This window comes from Burkholderia sp. BCC1977 (assembly GCF_905339595.1).
Lineage (GTDB): Bacteria > Pseudomonadota > Gammaproteobacteria > Burkholderiales > Burkholderiaceae > Burkholderia.
In genome coordinates this window covers 60,811-78,417 of sequence record NZ_CAJPGQ010000004.1, presented here as the reverse complement: position 1 = coordinate 78,417, position 17,607 = coordinate 60,811, and the positions used below count along the sequence as shown (strand labels likewise).

The window sequence follows — 17,607 nt, the reverse complement described above, 5'->3', positions numbered from 1 at the left end:
ATGGCGACGCGCGACGGTGCGGCGCCGTGACGTCGACGCACCCGTGCGTGCCGCCGGCACCGGACCGGGGTGCGATCCGTTCGCCGGCATCACCATGCTAGGCGGGCAGCATTAACGAAGACTTAAACGGCCGGCGAGCGGTGCGTCAGGCTCATCACACCGTATTACGCGACGCCTCGTCGAGCGGCTCGACCGTCACGCCGACCTTCAGCTCCTGATCCGCACCGCCGCCGCGGATCACGCCGCGCAGCGGCGTGACGTCCGCGTAGTCGCGGCCGATCGACAGCATCACGTAGTCGTCGCCCGGCGCGCGGTCGTTGGTCGGATCGAGCTGCAGCCAGCCGCCGTCTTCGGGCCAGGCCGGGTCGTACACGTCGACCCACGCATGCGACGCATCCGCGCCGATCAACCGTGGCTGCCCGGGCGGCGGCTGCGTCAGCAGATACCCGCTCACGTAGCGCGCGGCGAGCCCGAGCGAGCGCAGCGCGCCGATCATCACGTGCGCGAAATCCTGGCAGACGCCCTTGCGCAATCGCAATGCATCGAGCGCCGTCGTCGTGATGTCGGTGCTGTTCGGCGTATACGCGAAGTCGGCGTGAATCCGCCGCATCAGGTCCCACGCGGCCTGCACGAGCGGCCGCTGCGGCGTGAAGCTGGCGGCCGCATACGCGGCCAGTTCGGGATCGCACGCCACATGCGGCGACGCGAACACGAACTCGCTCGCCGCGTCGTACGGCTGTCCCGCGCGAAACCGCAGGCGGTCGCGCACGGCTTCCCATGCGGTTGCGTGTTCGGCGTCGGGATCCGCGATTGCGGGCGGCGGCGCGCCGCGTGCGCCCTGCGACCAGACGGGCGGGCTCACGCGCACCGTGCTGCGGCTGCGCACGAGCAGCGCATCGTGAGGCTGGTTCAGCGCGAACGAGGCGCGCGCGTTGCCGAACGCGTCGATCTCGGTGCCGACCGCTTCCGGTCCGGGCTCGATGTCGAGCGCGAACGACAGCACCTGCTGGCGCGGCGTCGCGAGCGGCTGCAGCCGCGCCTGGTGCTGTGCGGATTCGACCCGTGCCGCGTAGCGGTATTCGGTATCGTGCGTGACGCGCAGCAGACGGCCGGACGCGACGGCAGCCGGCGTGGTCGGCGTGGTCGGCGTGGTCGGCGTGGTCGGCGTGGTCGGCGTGGTCGGCGTAGTCGGCGTAGTCGGCGTAGTCGGCGTAGTCGGCGTAGTCGGCGTAGTCGGCGTAGTCGGCGTAGTCGGCGTAGTCGGCGCGGTCAGCGTGGCCGGTGTCGCAGGCGTGGTCGCCGCTGCCTGCTTCGCGCTGCCGGACCCGGGCGCATGCGGCGTCTTCGCCGCGTGTTTCGTCGTCACCATAGCGTCCTGCCCGCCTCGCGCACGTGACTGAAATAGCGCTCGCCGATCCGGTTCGACAAATCCCACACGGCCTTCACGGTCGTGTCGAGCGCCTCGAGCAGCTTGTCATGCCGGCCGTCGTCGCCGGTTTCGCACAGTTCGTGCAGCGACCACGCGGGCACGTCCGGAATCGTCTCGGCCAGCTCGGACAGCGCATAGCCCTCGCTGCGTTCGACCTTCGTCAGCCGGCCGCGCAGCGCCTGCACGACCCAGCCGAGCGAGCGCGGGTTGTCGGTGTCGAGCACCACGAGCGACAGCAGCGGCGCGACGTCGAAGCCGCGCTGGAAGCGCGAGCGGAACGTGATCGTGCTGTCGAACAGCTCCAGCACGAGTTCGAAGCCGTCCTGCCGGTGCACGGCGCCCTCGTCGAACGCGAACTTCAGCACGCTGCACAGGAAGTCGAGTCGGTCGATCTGCCGGCCGATCGACAGCAGCCGCCAGCCGTCGTCGCGCGTCATGTTGTCGGTCTGCGCGCCGGTGATCGCGCCGAGCAGCAGCCCCAGCCGCTCGAGCAGCTGCAGCGCCTCGTTGCCGATCTGCTCCTCGGCCTCCGGATGATCGGCGCTGTCGGCAAACAGTTGCGTCGCGTCGTCGATCAGCCGCCACTGATCGCTCGACAACCGCTCGCGGATCGCGGCGGCCGCGCCGCGCATCCCGAACAGGCAGGACGCGATGCCGGACGTGCGGTCCGCGCCGCGCGTCAGCGACGTCGCGAGCGCGTGCTGGAACGCGCGCGGCGCATCGACGGCGTTCGGCGCGTCGGGCGCGATCAGGCCGGTGTCGCGGCACAGCGTGTCGATCAGCTCCAGATGCGCGGGACTGTCGACGTCGTCCTCGCCGCGCAACCGTTCGAGCGCGGCGCGCGCGAGACGCATCAGGTTGGTCGCGCGCTCCGTGTAGCGGCCGAGCCAGAACAGGTTCTCGGCCGCGCGGCTCGCGATCGCGCGCGGGCGCTCGATCAGATCGTCAGGGCCGAGATGGGTCTGCAGCAGCGTCGTCGAATCGACGATGCCCTCGGTCATCACCCACGTATCGACGGTACTGCCGCCGCGCGGCATCGGCGCGTTGAACAGCGTATCGCGCGTGCCGACCCGCGACAGTCCGCCCGGCAGGAGCCGCCAGCGCTGCGCGCCGTCGGCGAGCGCGAACACGCGCAGCAGCAGCGGCTTCGGCACGATGCGCGCGCCGCCGTTGCCGTCGGGCGCGTCGTGCCCCGGCCAGGTGGGTGCCTGCGACAGCGGCAGGTCGGCCTGCACCGTGTAATGCTCGGGCCGGGCCAGGATCCGCGCACGCCATTCGGCCAGTTGCGCCGGCGTGAGCCGCGAGCCGATCACCGGATCGAACGCGCCGCCGGCCTGCACGTCGGGCGGATACGACGGCTTCACGATGCCGCGCGCGAGCTGCGGCAGCGCGTCGTCGCACGCGGCGGCCTCGCCGCACCACCACGAATGCACGGCCGGCAGCGTCAGCGTTTCGCCGAGCAGCCCTTCCGCGAGGCGCGGCATGAAGCCGAGCACGCCCGGCGATTCGAGGAAGCCCGAACCCGGCGCATTCGCGAGCAGCACGTTGCCCGCGCGCACGGCCTGCAGCAGCCCCGGCACGCCGAGCATCGAATCGGGCCGCAGTTCGAGCGGATCGAGCCACGCGTCGTCGACGCGCCGCAGGATCCCGTGCACGGGTTCGAGCCCGCGCAGCGTCTTCAGGAAGACGCGGTTGTCGCGCGCGGTCAGGTCGCCGCCCTCGACGAGCGTGAGGCCGAGGTAGCGCGCGAGATACGCATGCTCGAAGTAGGTCGCGCTGTGCGGCCCGGGCGTCAGCAGCACGATCCGCGAATTCTTGCGAGCGGGGCTCAACGCCTGCATGCTCTGCAGCAGCGACCGGTACGCGGACGCGAGCCGCTGCACGCGCAGCCCGCGGAAGCCGCGCGGAAAGAGCCGCGACACGATCAGCCGGTTCTCGAGCAGATAGCCGAGGCCGGCCGCGCCCTGCGTGTGCTGCGCGACGATCCGCCATTGGCCGTCGGGGCCGCGCGCGAGGTCGAACGCGACGATGTGCAGCCACGTATCGCCCGGCACGCGTGCGCCGCGCATCGCGCGCAGGTAGCCCGGGTGGCCGGTCACGAGCGCGGGCGGCAGCAGCCCGCGCTGCAGGATCGTCTGCGGCCCGTACAGGTCGACCATCGTCGCGTTCAGCAGCCGCACGCGCTGCAGCACGCCGCGCTCGATCGCGACCCAGTCCTCGGGCGTGACGATCAGCGGCAGCAGGTCGAGCGACCACGGGCCGGCCGCGCCGTCGCCCGCGCGTTGTTCGTGGAGCTGGTAGAACAGGCCGTTCTCGCGCATGCGTCGCTGCAGCGCGTCGGCGCGGCGGTCGAGGTCGGCCACGCCGTCGCTGCCGATCGACGTGAAGAAGCTGCGCCATGCGGGTGCGAGCAGCGGCGCGGTGAGGCCGGCGGCGCTGCCGCGCAGTTCGTCGTAGCGGCCGGCCGCGGCCGGCGCCGCGAGCGCGGCGGCCAGTTCCGCGGCGTCCGGCTGCGCGCCGGTATCGAAGAGCGTGGGCATCGCGTCGGCGTCGGCGAGATCGTCGGGGTGAATGGGCGGCACGGTCGGTATCGTTCCGTCGTCAAGGGGCGGCCGCGCCCGCGCGCCGCCGCACCGTCGTCCGGGCACGGCAGACGCGGCGGGCAGCCGCAGTCTGCCCGCATCCTAGCACTCCGGCCGGCGCGCCGGGAGGTCGGCAGCCGCGCATCGTCGTCCGTCCTTTCATCCGACGATCAGGGCCGTCGCAGGTCGAGCGTGAACGGAAACTCGCGGCTCGGCGCGGCGGCCGCGACCGTCATCCGTCCCGGCGTGTGCCCCATCGCGACGAAGCGCGCGAGCCGGCGGCTCTCGGCCTCGTACGCATTGACCGGGAACGTCGCATAGTTGCGCCCGCCCGGATGCGCGACGTGATACCGGCAGCCGCCGAGCGAGCGCTGCAACCACGTATCGACGATGTCGAACGTGAGCGGCGCATGCACGCCGATGGTCGGATGCAGCGCCGACGGCGGCGCCCACGCCTTGTAGCGCACGCCCGCGACGTATTCGCCGACGGTGCCGGTCGGCTGCAGCGGCAGCGCGCGGCCGTTGACGGTCACGACGTGCCGGTTGTCGTTCAGCCCGGTCACGCGCACTTCGAGCCGTTCGACCGACGAATCGACGTAGCGCACCGTGCCGCCGGGCGCGCCCTCCTCGCCCATCACGTGCCACGGCTCCAGCGCGCCGCGCAGCGACAGCTGCATCCCGTTCACCGCGATCTGGCCGAACAGCGGGAAGCGGAATTCGAAGTGCGGCGCGAACCAGGCGGAATCGAACCCGAAACCGGCGTCGCGCAGCTCCGCCAGCACATCGTCGAAATCCATCTTCAGGAACGCGGGCAGCATGAAGCGATCGTGCAGCGCGGTGCCCCAGCGGGTGAGCGGCGTGGTGTACGGCGCGGCCCAGAAGCGCGCGACCAGCGCACGCAGCAGCAGTTGCTGCACGACGCTCATCCGCGCATGCGGCGGCATCTCGAACGCGCGCAGTTCGAGCAGGCCGAGCCGCCCGGTGGACGAATCCGGCGAATACAGCTTGTCGATGCAGAATTCGCTGCGGTGCGTGTTGCCGGTCACGTCGATCAGCAGGTTGCGCAGCACGCGGTCGACGAGCCACGGCGGCATGTCCTGCCCGTACAGCAGCTTGTTGCGCTGGATTTCCGCGAAGGCGATGTCGAGCTCGTAGACCTGGTCGTTGCGCGCCTCGTCGACGCGCGGCGCCTGGCTCGTCGGACCGATGAACAGCCCCGAGAACAGGTACGACAGCGACGGATGGTTGTGCCAGTAAGCGATCAGGCTCGCGAGCAGGTCCGGGCGACGCAGGAACGGGCTGTCGGCCGGCGTCGCGCCGCCGAGCACGAAGTGGTTGCCGCCGCCCGTGCCGACGTGCCGGCCGTCGACCATGAACTTCTCGCTGGAAAGGCGCGATTGCCACGCGGCGTCGTACAGGAATTCGGTCTGGCCGACGAGTTCGTCGAAGCTCTTCGCCGGGTGGATGTTCACCTCGATCACGCCGGGATCGGGCGTGACCTGCAGCAGCTTGAGCCGCGCGTCGCGCGGCGGCGGATAGCCTTCGAGCACGAGCTTCACGCCGAGCGCGTGCGCGGTCAGCTCGATCGCGGCGAGCAGGTCGAGATAATCCTCGAGCGCGGCGAGCGGCGGCATGAACAGGTACAGGATGCCGTTGCGCACTTCGACGCACATCGCGGTACGCGTGATCCACGCGGCCGATTCGAAGCGCTCGGGGCGGCGCCGCGGGTCCTGCTGGTGCTGTTGGCCCTGCGTCCCATGCGCGTGCCGTCCGTCGGCGGCGGTGCCGTCGCCGCGCCACTGCATGACCGTTTGCGCGGACGCTTCGCGATGCGCGCCGGCCAGGTAGCGCGGCGCGTCGGCCGTGCCCGCATGACGCGCACGGAACGCGGCCGCATCCGGCAGCGCGGTGCGCGGCGCGAACGGATCGCGTTCGACCAGGTACGGATAGTCGGCGCCGGTGACCCACGGCAGCGAATCCAGCGGCAGCCGATAGCCCATCGGCGAATCGCCGGGCACGAGGTACATCCGCTCGTCGCGGAAGAACCACGGGCCGGTCAGCCAGCGAGGGCCGTCGAGGCCCGGAGCATCATCCGCGCGCTTGATCGGCAGCACGTAGCCGACCACGCTGTCGAGCTGCTGGTCGAACACCTTGCGCAGCCGCGCACGTTCGAGCTCGTCGTCGAGGCGCGAATCGAACGGATCGACGTTGACGGGCAGCCGGCGCTCGCGCCACAGGTAGTACCAGACGTCCTCGTAGCCGGGCCGCACGAATTCGTCGGTCAGGCCGAGGCGCGCGGCCAGCGCGTCGATGAAGCGCTTCGCGTCGTCGGTCGTGCACGCGGACGGCTCGCGCTCGTCGGCGAACAGCGACGGATCGTGCCACACGGGCTGGCCGTCGGCGCGCCAGAAGATCGACAACGCCCAGCGCGGCAACTGCTCGCCCGGATACCACTTGCCCTGCCCGAAATGCAGGAAGCCGCCTTCGCCGTATTCGGCGCGCAGCCGCTGCACGAGTTCGGTCGCGTAGCCGCGCTTGGTCGGGCCGAGCGCATCGGTGTTCCACTCGGCGCCGTCGCGATCGTCGATCGACACGAAGGTCGGCTCGCCGCCCTGCGTCAGCCGCACGTCACCGGCCGTCAGCGCGCCGTCGACCTGCGCGCCGAGCGTGCGCACGGCGTCCCATTGCGACTCGGTATACGGCTTCGTCACGCGCGGCGATTCGTACACGCGCGTCACCACCATCTCGTGCTCGAACGACACTTCGCATTCGTCGATCAGCCCTTCCACCGGCGCGGCGCTGGTCGGCTGCGGCGTGCACGCGAGCGGGATGTGCCCTTCGCCGGCGAGCAGGCCCGAGGTCGGATCGAAGCCGATCCAGCCCGCGCCCGGCAGGTAGACCTCGCACCACGCGTGCAGGTCGGTGAAATCGACCGACGTGCCGCTCGGGCCGTCGAGCGCCTTCACGTCGGGCGTGAGCTGGATCAGGTAGCCGGACACGAAACGCGCGGCGATGCCGAGATGCCGGCACAGCTGCACGAGCAGCCACGCGCTGTCGCGGCACGACCCGGACGCGAGTTCGAGCGTCTGCACGGGCGTCTGCACGCCCGGCTCCATCCGCACGAGATAGCCGATGTCGTGCTGCAGCTGCTGGTTCAGCGCGACGAGGAAATCCACGGTGCCGGCCGGCGTGCGGTCGACGCCGTCGAGATACGCGCGGAACAGCGGCGCCGCGCTCGTCTGCGGATCGCACGCGAGGTACGGCGCGAGTTCGGTCTGCAGCGCATCGTCATAGCTGAACGGGTATTGCTCCGCGCTGGCTTCCAGGAAGAAGTCGAACGGGTTGTATACCGACATCTCGGCAACCAGGTCGATCGTGATCTCGAACTGTTCGGTGCGTTCCGGAAACACGAGCCGCGCGAGATAGTTCGAGAACGGGTCCTGCTGCCAGTTGATGAAGTGCTGCGCGGGCTCGACCGTCATCGAATACGCGACGATCGGCGTCCGGCAGTGCGGCGCGGGCCGCAGCCGCACGATCTGCGGCCCGAGGTTGACGGGCCGGTCGTAGCGGTAGCGGGTGGTGTGATGCAGCGCGACGTGGATGGGCATGGGAAAGCCGCTCGGTTCGGGTTGGGCCGGCCGCGCGCGCCGCGTCGCCGTCGCTGCGGCGGCACGGCACGGCGGATTCGGCGAAGGTGTGCGTCAGACCAGTTCCGGCGACTGCACGACGCTGATCTCGATGCCGACGGCGCTCGCGCCGAGCCCCGTCACGGGCTGCGCGTCGCGATAGTCGAGGCCGACGGCGATGCGTACGTAGCGCTCGTCCGGGCAGCGGTTCATGAACGGATCGAAGCCGACCCAGCCGAGCCCTTCGACATAGGCCTCGGCCCACGCATGACCGGCCGGCTGCTGCATCAGCGCGACGGCCTGCGGCTGCGCGCCGAGTGCCGCCTGCGGCAAGCCCTGCGACTGCGCGGCATGCGATGCGCCGAGCGCCTGCTGCATGCCGTCGCCCGTCTGCAGCGCGAGCGCTTCCTCGGCATCGTCGTCGTTCGCGCTCTGCTTCGCGTCGGCGATGCGCTGCATCGCGCTGTCGGCGAGCACGTAGCCCGAGATATAGCGCGCGGGCACCTTCAGCGCTCGCGCGGCCGCGATGAATGCATGCGCATGGTCGCGGCTCGTGCCCTCGCCGCTTTGCAGCGCGGTTTCGGCATCGACCGGCGCGTCGGCCAGGTTCGGCGCATACGCGATGCGGCCGTGCACTTCCGTCATCAGCCAGTGCAGCGCATCGAGGCTGTGCGGCTCGATCGGCAGCGCCTGCGTGAGCTCGCGCACGATGTCGCCGGCCTTCGTGAGCGCGGTCTCGCGCTCGAAGATCCACGGCGGCGCATAGCCTTCCGGGTTGCCGAGAATGCCGGCGCGGTCCTGCGTCTCGACGACGCCAGCCGCGACCACGACGACCTCGTTCTTCGCGCCGCGGTCGTGGCGCACGAGGTCGATCCGGTTGCCGAACCCGTCCGTATAGGAGAGCGTCGGCTCGACGCCGTCGATCGTGACCTGCCACGCGCGCACCGTCTGCCCGGGCCCCGATTGCGGGCGCAGCCGCAGCCGTTGCAGCGCATGGGTGGCTTGATCGTCGAACTGATAACGCGAAATGTGTCGGATGGCGAGTCGCATGGCAAGTCTCAGTCGAAGTTGTAGGCCTGGGCGATATCGACCCCGAGGCTGTTGTTGCGGCCGATGAAGTCGGTCAGGAACTCGTGCAGGCCGCTCTTGAAGATCCGCTCGACCGAGGTGTCGGACAACATCTGCAGAATCTTCGTGGCCGTGTCGTGACACGGGTGTGTCACGCCGTAATCCTTCGCGAGCAGGTTCAGGCTCGACACCACGCGCCCGTAGCAATAACGCAGCGAACGCGGCATGCGGCCGTTCAGGATCAGGTAGTCGGCGATGTTCATCGGCTTGTACTGCACGTCGTACACCCAGCGATACGACCGGTGTGCGGCCACGCAGCGCAGGATGGTCTCCCACTGGTAGTTGTCGAGGATCGTGCCGACGTGCGACACCGACGGCAGCAGCAGATGGTATTTCACGTCGATGATCCGCGCGGTATTGTCGGCCCGCTCGACGAACGCGCCGATCTGCGCGAAATCGAAGATCTCGTTGCGCAGCATCGTGCTGTAGAAGCTGCCGAGGATCAGCGCGGTTTCGCGCTTCACCTCGTCGAGCACCGCCGGCAGCCCGCTCTCCGGCACCGGCTGCGCGAGCGCGCGGCGCAGCGCGAGCCATGCGCCGTTCACGCTTTCCCACGCCTCGCGGGTGAGCGCCGTGCGCACCATCCGCGCGTTCGAGCGCGCGGCCTCGATGCACGACAGCACGCTCGACGGGTTGTCGCGGTCGCGCAGCAGGTAGTCGGTCACGGTATCGGCGGCATACGCGTCGTACTTCTGACGATAGCCGTCGTCCGCGCCCGAGCTGACCAGCACCGACGACCATTCGGCCGGCGCATCGGACGTGCGCGTGAGCGCCATCCGCAGCCCGGCATCGACGATGCGCGCGATGTTCTCCGCGCGCTCGATATAGCGGTACATCCAGTAGAGACCGCTCGCAGTTCGTCCCAGAAGCATCTCGTGTCCACTCCGTCTTCGTTCGGTTCGCGCGCCGGCTGCGGCGCGCGCGGTCGTGCCCGGCTCAGTCGGCCAGCACCCAGGTGTCCTTGGTGCCGCCGCCCTGGCTCGAGTTGACGACGAGCGATCCTTCCTGCAGCGCGACGCGCGTGAGCCCGCCCGGCGTGATCCGGATCCGGTCCGACACCAGCACGAACGGCCGCAGGTCGACGTGGCGCGGCGCGAGGCCGGCTTCGGTCAGGATCGGCGTCGTGGACAACGCCAGCGTGGGTTGCGCGATGTAGTTCGCGGGCCGCGCGCGCAGCTTCGCGGCGAACGCCTCGAGTTCGGCCTTCGACGCGCACGGCCCGACCAGCATCCCGTAGCCGCCCGAGCCGTGCACTTCCTTCACGACCAGTTCGTCGAGATGGTCGAGCACGTATTTCAGGCTGTCGGCCTCGCCGCAGCGCCAGGTCGGCACGTTCTCGAGCAGCGCCTTGCGGCCCGTGTAGAACTCGACGATCTCCGGCATGTACGAGTAGATCGCCTTGTCGTCGGCGATGCCGGTGCCGGGCGCGTTCGCGATCGTGATGTTGCCCGCGCGGTAGACGTCCATGATCCCCGCCACGCCGAGCACCGAATCGGGCCGGAACGTCAGCGGATCGAGGAACGCGTCGTCGACGCGGCGGTACAGCACGTCGATCGACCGGAAACCTTCGGTGGTGCGCATCGCGACGCGGCCGTCGACCACCTGCAGGTCGCTGCCCTCGACGAGGTGCACACCCATCTGGTCGGCGAGGAACGAGTGTTCGTAATACGCGGAATTGTGGATGCCGGGCGTGAGCACGGCGATGGTCGGGTTGTCGGCGTTGCCGCCCGGCGGGCACACGGCCGCGAGCGACTGCCGCAGCATCTGCGGATAGGTCTCGACCGGGCGCACCTTGACCTGCTGGAACAGCTCGGGGAAGAGCTGCATCATCGTCTCGCGGTTTTCCAGCATGTACGACACGCCCGACGGCGTGCGCGCGTTGTCCTCCAGCACGTAGAACTCGTTTTCGCCGGTGCGCACGATGTCGACGCCGATGATGTGCGTGTAAACGTTCCCGGGCGGCCGGAAATCGATCATCTCCGGAATGAACGCCTCGTTGTGCGCGATCAGGTGCTTCGGCACGATGCCGGCGCGCACGATCTCCTGGCGGTGATAGATGTCGTCGAGGAACGCGTTGAGCGCCATCACGCGCTGCTCGATGCCGAGCGACAGCCGGCTCCATTCCGCGCCCGAGATGATCCGCGGCACGATATCGAACGGAATCAGCCGCTCGGCGGCCTGCGCATCGCCGTATACGGCGAACGTGATGCCTGTCCTGCGGAACACGCCTTCCGCGTCGTGGGCCTTCTGGGCGAGGCTTGCAGGGTTCTGCGTGTCGAGCCACTGCTTGAGGCGCGCGTAAGGCGCTCTCACCATCTCGCCGGATTGCAACATTTCATCGAACGGTTTCATCGAATTGTTCTCCATCGTTCTCCCCGGCATTGCGCATGCCGGACCGGCGTCACATCTGCTTTGCAAGGAACGTGCCTTGCGCTATCCGCTCGATTCCCCCCTTTTTGCGCCGCGCCACGCACGCTCGTGCGCCATGCCGCACCACGACGGTGCACCGGCGGCGCATTCGTCGGCGTCGACGCGCCGCGATTGCGCGCGAACGATGCCGTGCCTGTCGAACATAGTTCCCCCGCGTGTCACGAATGTGCAATCTGCACTGCACAAATTCGCGCCCGCGCCGATCGTGCGCGTCGCGGCGAATCGTGCCCCCGCACTGTCCGCCCTGGCTTCGGCTTCCCGATCCCCGACTCACGTTATCGGCCGGGACGACACGGCACCGGGCCGTCGCGGCGAACTGCGGGGAAAGGTGGGCCGGCCACGCAACCTGCGCGGCCAGCCCTGGGGAAGTACCGTCTGCGGCCGCACCGGCGTTCGACGCGGTGAACTAACCGGTTAGCCGGGTCCGGCGCCTCAAACTTATGCAGCCGTAATGCCGCCGACAACGCTCATGCATATTTCGACTGACACCGATCGAAAAAAAACATCGGCTGCGTGCGCGCGAGGCGCGGTAGGCTAGAAGGTTCGTGCAGCGAAACGGCGCCGCCGCCCCTGTGGGCGCCCGACTATAAAAAGCGAAGATCGAAATGGAAGCGAAGTGGCTGGAAGATTTCCTGAGCCTTGCGGATACCAAGAGCTTTTCCCGGGCCGCGCGTCATCGGCACCTCACGCAGTCGGCATTCAGCAGACGAATCGCCGCGCTCGAAACGTGGATGGACGCGAAGCTGGTCGACCGCAGCATCAACCCGATCGCGCTGACGCCGGCCGGGCAGATGTTCCGCGGGCTGGCCGCGGACATCCTGCGCAGCATGTACGCGGCACGCAACCTCGTGAACGGCTACGACCAGTTCGCGGCAAGCGACCAGGTGGTGCGCTTCGCGGTCGCGCATACGCTCGTGTTCACGCTGTTCCCCGAATGGCTCAAGCAACTGAACGGCGAAGTCGGCCACGTGACCGCGCGCGTCAACGCGGTGAACGTGCCCGAGGGCGTGCAGCAGCTCGTCGAAGGTGAATGCGACCTGCTGCTCGGCTATCACCATCCGCAACTGCCGATCGTGCTCGATCCGAACCACTTCCCGTTCGTCACGCTCGGCGTCGAACGGATCCTGCCGGTGTCGACGCCCGACGCGCGCGGCAAGCCGGTATTCGAACTGCCCGGCACGCCGGACGCGCCGCTGCCGCTCCTCGCGTATTCGTCGGGCGCGTTCCTCGGGAACGTCGTCGAGATGCTGCTGCTGAACGCGTCCGAATCGTATGCGCTGCACCGGTGCTTCGAGACGCACATGTCCGAGGCGCTGAAGGGGATGGTCGTGGCCGGGCACGGGATCGGCTGGCTGCCCGAAAGCTGCGTGGCGAAGGAGCTCGCGGAAGGTTCGCTCGTCCGTGCGGGTTCGGCGGACTGGATCACCGAACTCGAGATTCGCCTGTACCGGTCCGCGCGCAAGCGCGGGCTCGCGGCCGAGCAGTTGTGGACCTACATCATGAACCGGCCGCACGCCGCGGCCGACGGCACGCGTGCGACCGAGCAGTCGATCGCGCCGGCCGTGCGCATCGCGCGCCGCAGCGCCGGCGGCAGCCGGTAGCGCGGGTCCCCTGCTCGCGCACGATCCGCCGGCGCGCGGCGCGGATGAAACCGCCGCGCCGGCACTCGCCTTTTTTCAGCCGCCGAGTATTTTTCACTCTCGCTCCATGATCGATGCGCGCGTCGCACGCTCGATCAATCGCGATGAAACGCCAAACGTTTGCGCGCCCGCGCGATATTTTCCGTCTAATTCCGCAACGGTTCCGAATAACCCATCGATTTATACGGCAGAAATACCCTGTTACAGAACAAATCAAAAGTTTCGATTTTCATTCGATGCCAATTTAAAATAAGACCTCCGCACCCCGTTTCTTGAATTCATCAAGCTGTGCACCGCATTCATTGCGATGCCTCGAACACAGAGGCAAAACTTCCTTTTATCTGTCGTTATTTTTCGGCACGAAATTCCGGTACCACCCGCATCGTCAATTCGTCAGAGCGTCATCGGTACCGCCGAGCAAATTTCATATTCGGCAAAATCGACTTTCTTCAGAGCTGACCGAATAATCCAAATAAAGATCAATCCTAGTTAAATACGAGGTTTTATCGCCGTCCCATTTCAACCACACGCAGTTGTTTGTTCAAAACCCGTCGTGTATCAATGACGTTGTCGCAAAAAGAACGTCATCAAGTTCGACTCGGAATAAATGCGTTGCCAGCGATTCCGGATGGAGGTTGCAATGTCTTCCTCGTTTGAACAGCATGGTCGCCCGCTCCTCGGCCTCGTCGTATCCGCACTCTGTCTCCATGCCGCGGCCCAGACCCCAAACCCGGCCCCGACACCCTCGTCCGACACCGGCTCCGGACGATATGTCATTTCGTACATCTGCGGCGACGCGCGAATCGACGGTACTGCACCACTTCCCCCCGATGGCCGTCCGTACAACCTCGGCGTGTCGTTCGTATCGGGCGCCGGCGGGCAACCGTTGTCGAACGTGCAGGTGCGACTGCGACGGCATGGACGCGTCCTCGTCGAATTCAAGGCGACAGGTTCGCGCTGTCTGTTCAGCGTGCCCGATGCCAGTTACCGGGTCGAAGGGACCTATCAGGGAGCCACCCAGTTCGCGGTCGTCGAAACGGGCACACTCGCCACGCAGTTGCGGTGGTGAACGTCTGTCGAATCCGCGCGCCGATGGCGCGCGCCCGCGTCATGCACCGCAATCCATCGACAGGAGGATCGAATGACTCGTGCAGAACGCCCGGACGGTTCGCCCGCCCGCCGGCCGAAGCCCTCCTGGGGTCCCGGAAAGAATGCAGCGCTCAGCGTCGTTGCATTTGCCGCGATCTTCGGTGCCTTCGCGTACGTCGAGCGGGATGCGGGGGTCGGCCATGCAACCGTGACGCACGACATCGCCGGCTCGCTCGGCACCACCGTCGAGAAGTATCGCCAGGCCATCGTGGCCGCGACGGCCGACGCCTCCGGCGCGGCGTCGACTGTCGCGCAGGCCGAACCGGTCACGCCTTCCGTACCGGGAACGCCGTATGCGTCGGCAACGCCTACCGGGTCGACCGCCCCGGCCGAGCCGCCGCCAGCGACTGCCCGCTCCGCCGCGAAACACACGCGCCCCGCGCATGTGGCGTCCACGACGCTCGCGGCCAACGCACACGCCACACCGGCCAGCAGACGCGCGGCGCACCCCGGTGACACGCACCGGACGCCACGTTCGCAGGCGCTGGCACGCGCGAGACAACACACCGAGCCCACGCCGAAACGGCAACCGCAATCGGATATCGCCGACACGACGCACATGGAGACCGCCAGCGTCACGCGCGACGAGATGAAAGGCGCCCGCGCCCTCGCCAGGGCGCGCTGGTGCGCACGGATCGATGAATGGACCTGCGTCGAGCAAAACGCGAGCCGGGCACTTGCCATCGACCCGAAGAGCAGCGAATCGCGCGCGCTGCTTGGACAAGCGATCCGCAACCGCCTGTGAAGCGGCCGGAGGCTGCCGGGCCTCGCTGCCCGGCAGCACGACGACCGGCGACGCGCGTCGTCGGGCGTGCAACCGATGTGATCGTTTCAGAGTGAGGAGACATCGTGGCTAACAATCGTCAACAACAATGCACCACCGTCGCACCGCCCAACCGGCGGATCCTCCTGCATGCGCCGTTGCTGTTGCTGCTCGTCGCGTCCGGCCCCTGCCTTGCCGCCGACGGCGACGCGGAACCGGGCGGCGCGAGCGAAATCGCCGGGACCCACGGCGCGCCGGATGCGCTGCCACCCGACCTGCAGCCGACGGGGGTGTCGACGTGGCTCGCCCAGGGTCCGGACACCCTGCCCCCGCCTGCGCCGACGCCGATCGCGCAGGCATCGGATGCGTCGATGCAGATCGCGCAGGTGTCGAACCCTCAATCGCAGGCGATGCCGACCACGGTCGTGGTGGAGCCGGACGTGGCGCAGTCGAGTGAAGCGGCGCCGGACGCGCGATCGTCGGATGCGCAGGCACCGGACGCCCAGACATCGAATGCGCCGACGCAGCAGCTGGCCCAGGCATCCGACGCTGCGCCGCCGAATACATCGGCACCCGCCGTGCAATCGTCGGATGCTTCAATCCCGCTTGCCCAAGCATCCGACACCGCGCCGCCGAATTCATCGGCACCCGCCGCGCAAACGTCGAATGCCCCCATGCAGCTTGCCCAGGAATCCGACACCGCGCCACCAAATTCATCGGCACCGGCCGCATCGCCGAATGCGTCGAATACGCCGACGACACCGACGCAAACCGCGCAGGCATCCGGCACCCCCATGCCGAACTCGCCTGCCCCGGTTACCCAGACACCCGGCACACAACCGCCGCCGTCCCAGGCACCGAATTCGCAGACGCCCGGCGCCCAACTGCCGGGCACGGCGACCCAACCCTCGCAAGGTCCCGACGTCGAAACGCCGAATGCCCAGGCGCCGAATCTCCGTACCGCCGACGTCGCGACCGTGCGCAACGACGTGTTCGGCCTCGCCGCGAGCGGTGGCGCGATCCAGGCGCTCGAAGAAGCGAAGGCACGGCCCGATGCGTTCTCTGCCGTCGACGTCGCGCAACTGGAAGAACTGTCGATACGCCAGCAGGTGCGCGGCGGACGCGACAAGTCGCGCTCGATGACGAGTTCGGACCGCTTCGACGGGATCGACAGCGCGCTGCGCGCGGCCGACGACCTCGACAAGCGGATGCCGGCCACGCCCGACTATTCGCCGGTCAGGACGGCGCTCGCGGGCGACCGCACGGTCGCCCTGGCGGCGCGCGGCGACATGAAGCCGGCCGTTGCGACGTTCGAGACGATTCCGCCCGACGCGGAGATCTCGATCGACGCGCTGGCGGCCGTCGGCGATGCCTACCTGTACCTGAGCGAGCCGGCCAAGGCGAACGCCGTGTACCAGCGCGCGCTGAAGCAGGCGACCGCGTCGCCGACGGACCGCGCAACCCGCGGCTTCCAGTACGGGGCGCGCACGCGTCCGATCGAACTGCGCGAAGGGCTGTTCTGGTCGTACGTCGACCAGGGTCGCGCGGCGGACGCGAAGCAGGTGCTCGACGACATGGGCAAGTCCCTGCCGCCGGCCAAGGAAGTGCGCAACTACGGTCCGGAAGAAAGCGACTATCTGCGCTACTACCGGCTACGCGCGCAATACCTGATCGTCACGGGCCACACCGACCAGGGGATCGCCGCGCTGGAACAGCTCGAGAAGGAGGTGCCGTTCAACGCGGAAGTCCGTGCGGCGCACGCCGACGCGGTATCCGGCCAGTCGCATCCCCGCCAGGCGATCGCGATGTATCGCGCGTCGCTGACCGACCACCCGGACAGCGTCGAGATGCTCGCGGGCCTCGGCCGCGCGTCGCTCACGGCAGACGACTACGCCACCGCGAAGCACGTCGACCAGACCCTGGACAACGTGTTCCCGGACAGCGGCGCCGTGCGCGGCTTCAAGCGCGACTACAAGGCATACCGCAGCCCCGTGTTCACGACCGACCTGAGCTTCGAGCACGGCAACAGCGCGCTGGCCGACAACAGCTTCACATCGGACAGCTATGTGTATTCGCAACCGTTCGGCGACAACTGGCGCGTCTTCTCGCATACGTTCTTCGGCCATGCGCAAACCGATGCCGGCAGCGTCAGCCGCACCCGCACGGGCGTCGGCGGCGACTACCGGCACGGGCCGCTCACCGTGCTGGGCGAAGTCACGCGCTCGTTCGGCGCCGACGGCCGAACCGGCGGCCGCGGGTCCATCGCGTACGCGCTGAACGACTACTGGACGGTCACCGGCGCGCTCGACACCAACGACAACTCACTGCCGTGGAAGGCGTATGCCGCGCACATCTGGGGCCGCTCCGCCAACGTCTCGGTCGTGTATCGCCAGAACGACCGCCGCGAGGTCAAGCTGAGCTACGGCGTGAGCCGCTACAGCGATTCGAACCTGCACCAGGAGATCGCGGCGACCGCCACGCAGCGCGTGTACACGTCCGCCAACCAGCTCGTCAACGTGTCGCTGGATCTCGGCACCGACAGCAATACGCGCCAGAACGCGCCCTACTTCAGCCCGGGCCGCGACTACGCGGCCGCGGCGACCGTCATGCATCAGCTGACGCTGTGGAAGAAGGGCGACATGTCGCTGCAGCAGCGCGTGTCGGCGTCGGGCGGTGTGTACAACGAGCGCGGCTTCGGCACCAGCCCGCTGTGGAGCGCGCGCCTCGAGCACGCGTGGACGTTCAAGCACGACATCACGCTGAGCTATGGCGTCGAGGTCAGCAGCCACGCGTACGACGGCCAGCGCGAGCGCTCCGAAACCGGCTTCCTGTCGGTCAACCTGCCGTTCTAGCAAGGAGA

At 68.5% G+C, this 17,607-nt stretch carries 10 protein-coding genes; 4 read left to right on the top strand and 6 right to left on the bottom strand.

The features are described from left to right. Positions 1-154: 154 nt before the first annotated feature. The 6 genes from U5771_RS05245 to U5771_RS05220 form a co-directional block, all read right to left on the bottom strand. Positions 155-1,369, bottom strand: a complete 1,215-nt coding sequence (locus U5771_RS05245) for a transglutaminase family protein (protein WP_322022993.1) — start codon at positions 1,367-1,369, stop codon at positions 155-157. Next, entirely contained in the window at positions 1,363-3,969 is a 2,607-nt protein-coding gene (locus U5771_RS05240; protein WP_322023145.1) for a circularly permuted type 2 ATP-grasp protein, read from the bottom strand. The genes U5771_RS05245 and U5771_RS05240 overlap by 7 nt, the downstream gene beginning before the upstream one ends. 212 nt (positions 3,970-4,181) lie before the next feature. Beyond that, on the bottom strand, positions 4,182-7,619 hold the full coding sequence (locus U5771_RS05235) for a transglutaminase family protein (protein ID WP_322022992.1): 3,438 nt from the start codon (positions 7,617-7,619) through the stop codon (positions 4,182-4,184). 93 nt (positions 7,620-7,712) lie between these two features. Beyond that, complete coding sequence (locus tag U5771_RS05230; RefSeq protein ID WP_322022991.1) at positions 7,713-8,687, bottom strand: transglutaminase family protein; 975 nt, start codon at positions 8,685-8,687, stop codon at positions 7,713-7,715. Positions 8,688-8,695: 8 nt separating this feature from the next. Continuing rightward, positions 8,696-9,637 (bottom strand): alpha-E domain-containing protein, encoded by a 942-nt coding sequence (locus U5771_RS05225; protein WP_322022990.1) that lies wholly within the window; start codon positions 9,635-9,637, stop codon positions 8,696-8,698. Between the two features lie 64 nt (positions 9,638-9,701). Further along, positions 9,702-11,117 (bottom strand): circularly permuted type 2 ATP-grasp protein, encoded by a 1,416-nt coding sequence (locus U5771_RS05220; RefSeq protein ID WP_322022989.1) that lies wholly within the window; start codon positions 11,115-11,117, stop codon positions 9,702-9,704. 683 nt (positions 11,118-11,800) lie between these two features. Between U5771_RS05220 and U5771_RS05215 the strand changes: the two genes are divergently transcribed. From U5771_RS05215 to pgaA, 4 genes are all read left to right on the top strand, one after another. Further along, positions 11,801-12,796, top strand: a complete 996-nt coding sequence (locus U5771_RS05215; RefSeq protein ID WP_322022988.1) for a LysR substrate-binding domain-containing protein — start codon at positions 11,801-11,803, stop codon at positions 12,794-12,796. 679 nt (positions 12,797-13,475) lie between these two features. Further along, positions 13,476-13,904: a hypothetical protein gene (locus U5771_RS05210; RefSeq protein WP_322022987.1), complete on the top strand. Its 429-nt coding sequence runs from the start codon at positions 13,476-13,478 to the stop codon at positions 13,902-13,904. Positions 13,905-13,976: 72 nt separating this feature from the next. Then, a complete protein-coding gene (locus U5771_RS05205) occupies positions 13,977-14,729 on the top strand; it encodes a hypothetical protein (protein ID WP_322022986.1) in 753 nt (250 codons plus the stop codon). Between the two features lie 104 nt (positions 14,730-14,833). Continuing rightward, complete coding sequence (gene pgaA / locus U5771_RS05200; RefSeq protein ID WP_322022985.1) at positions 14,834-17,599, top strand: poly-beta-1,6 N-acetyl-D-glucosamine export porin PgaA; 2,766 nt, start codon at positions 14,834-14,836, stop codon at positions 17,597-17,599. Positions 17,600-17,607 lie beyond the last annotated feature (8 nt).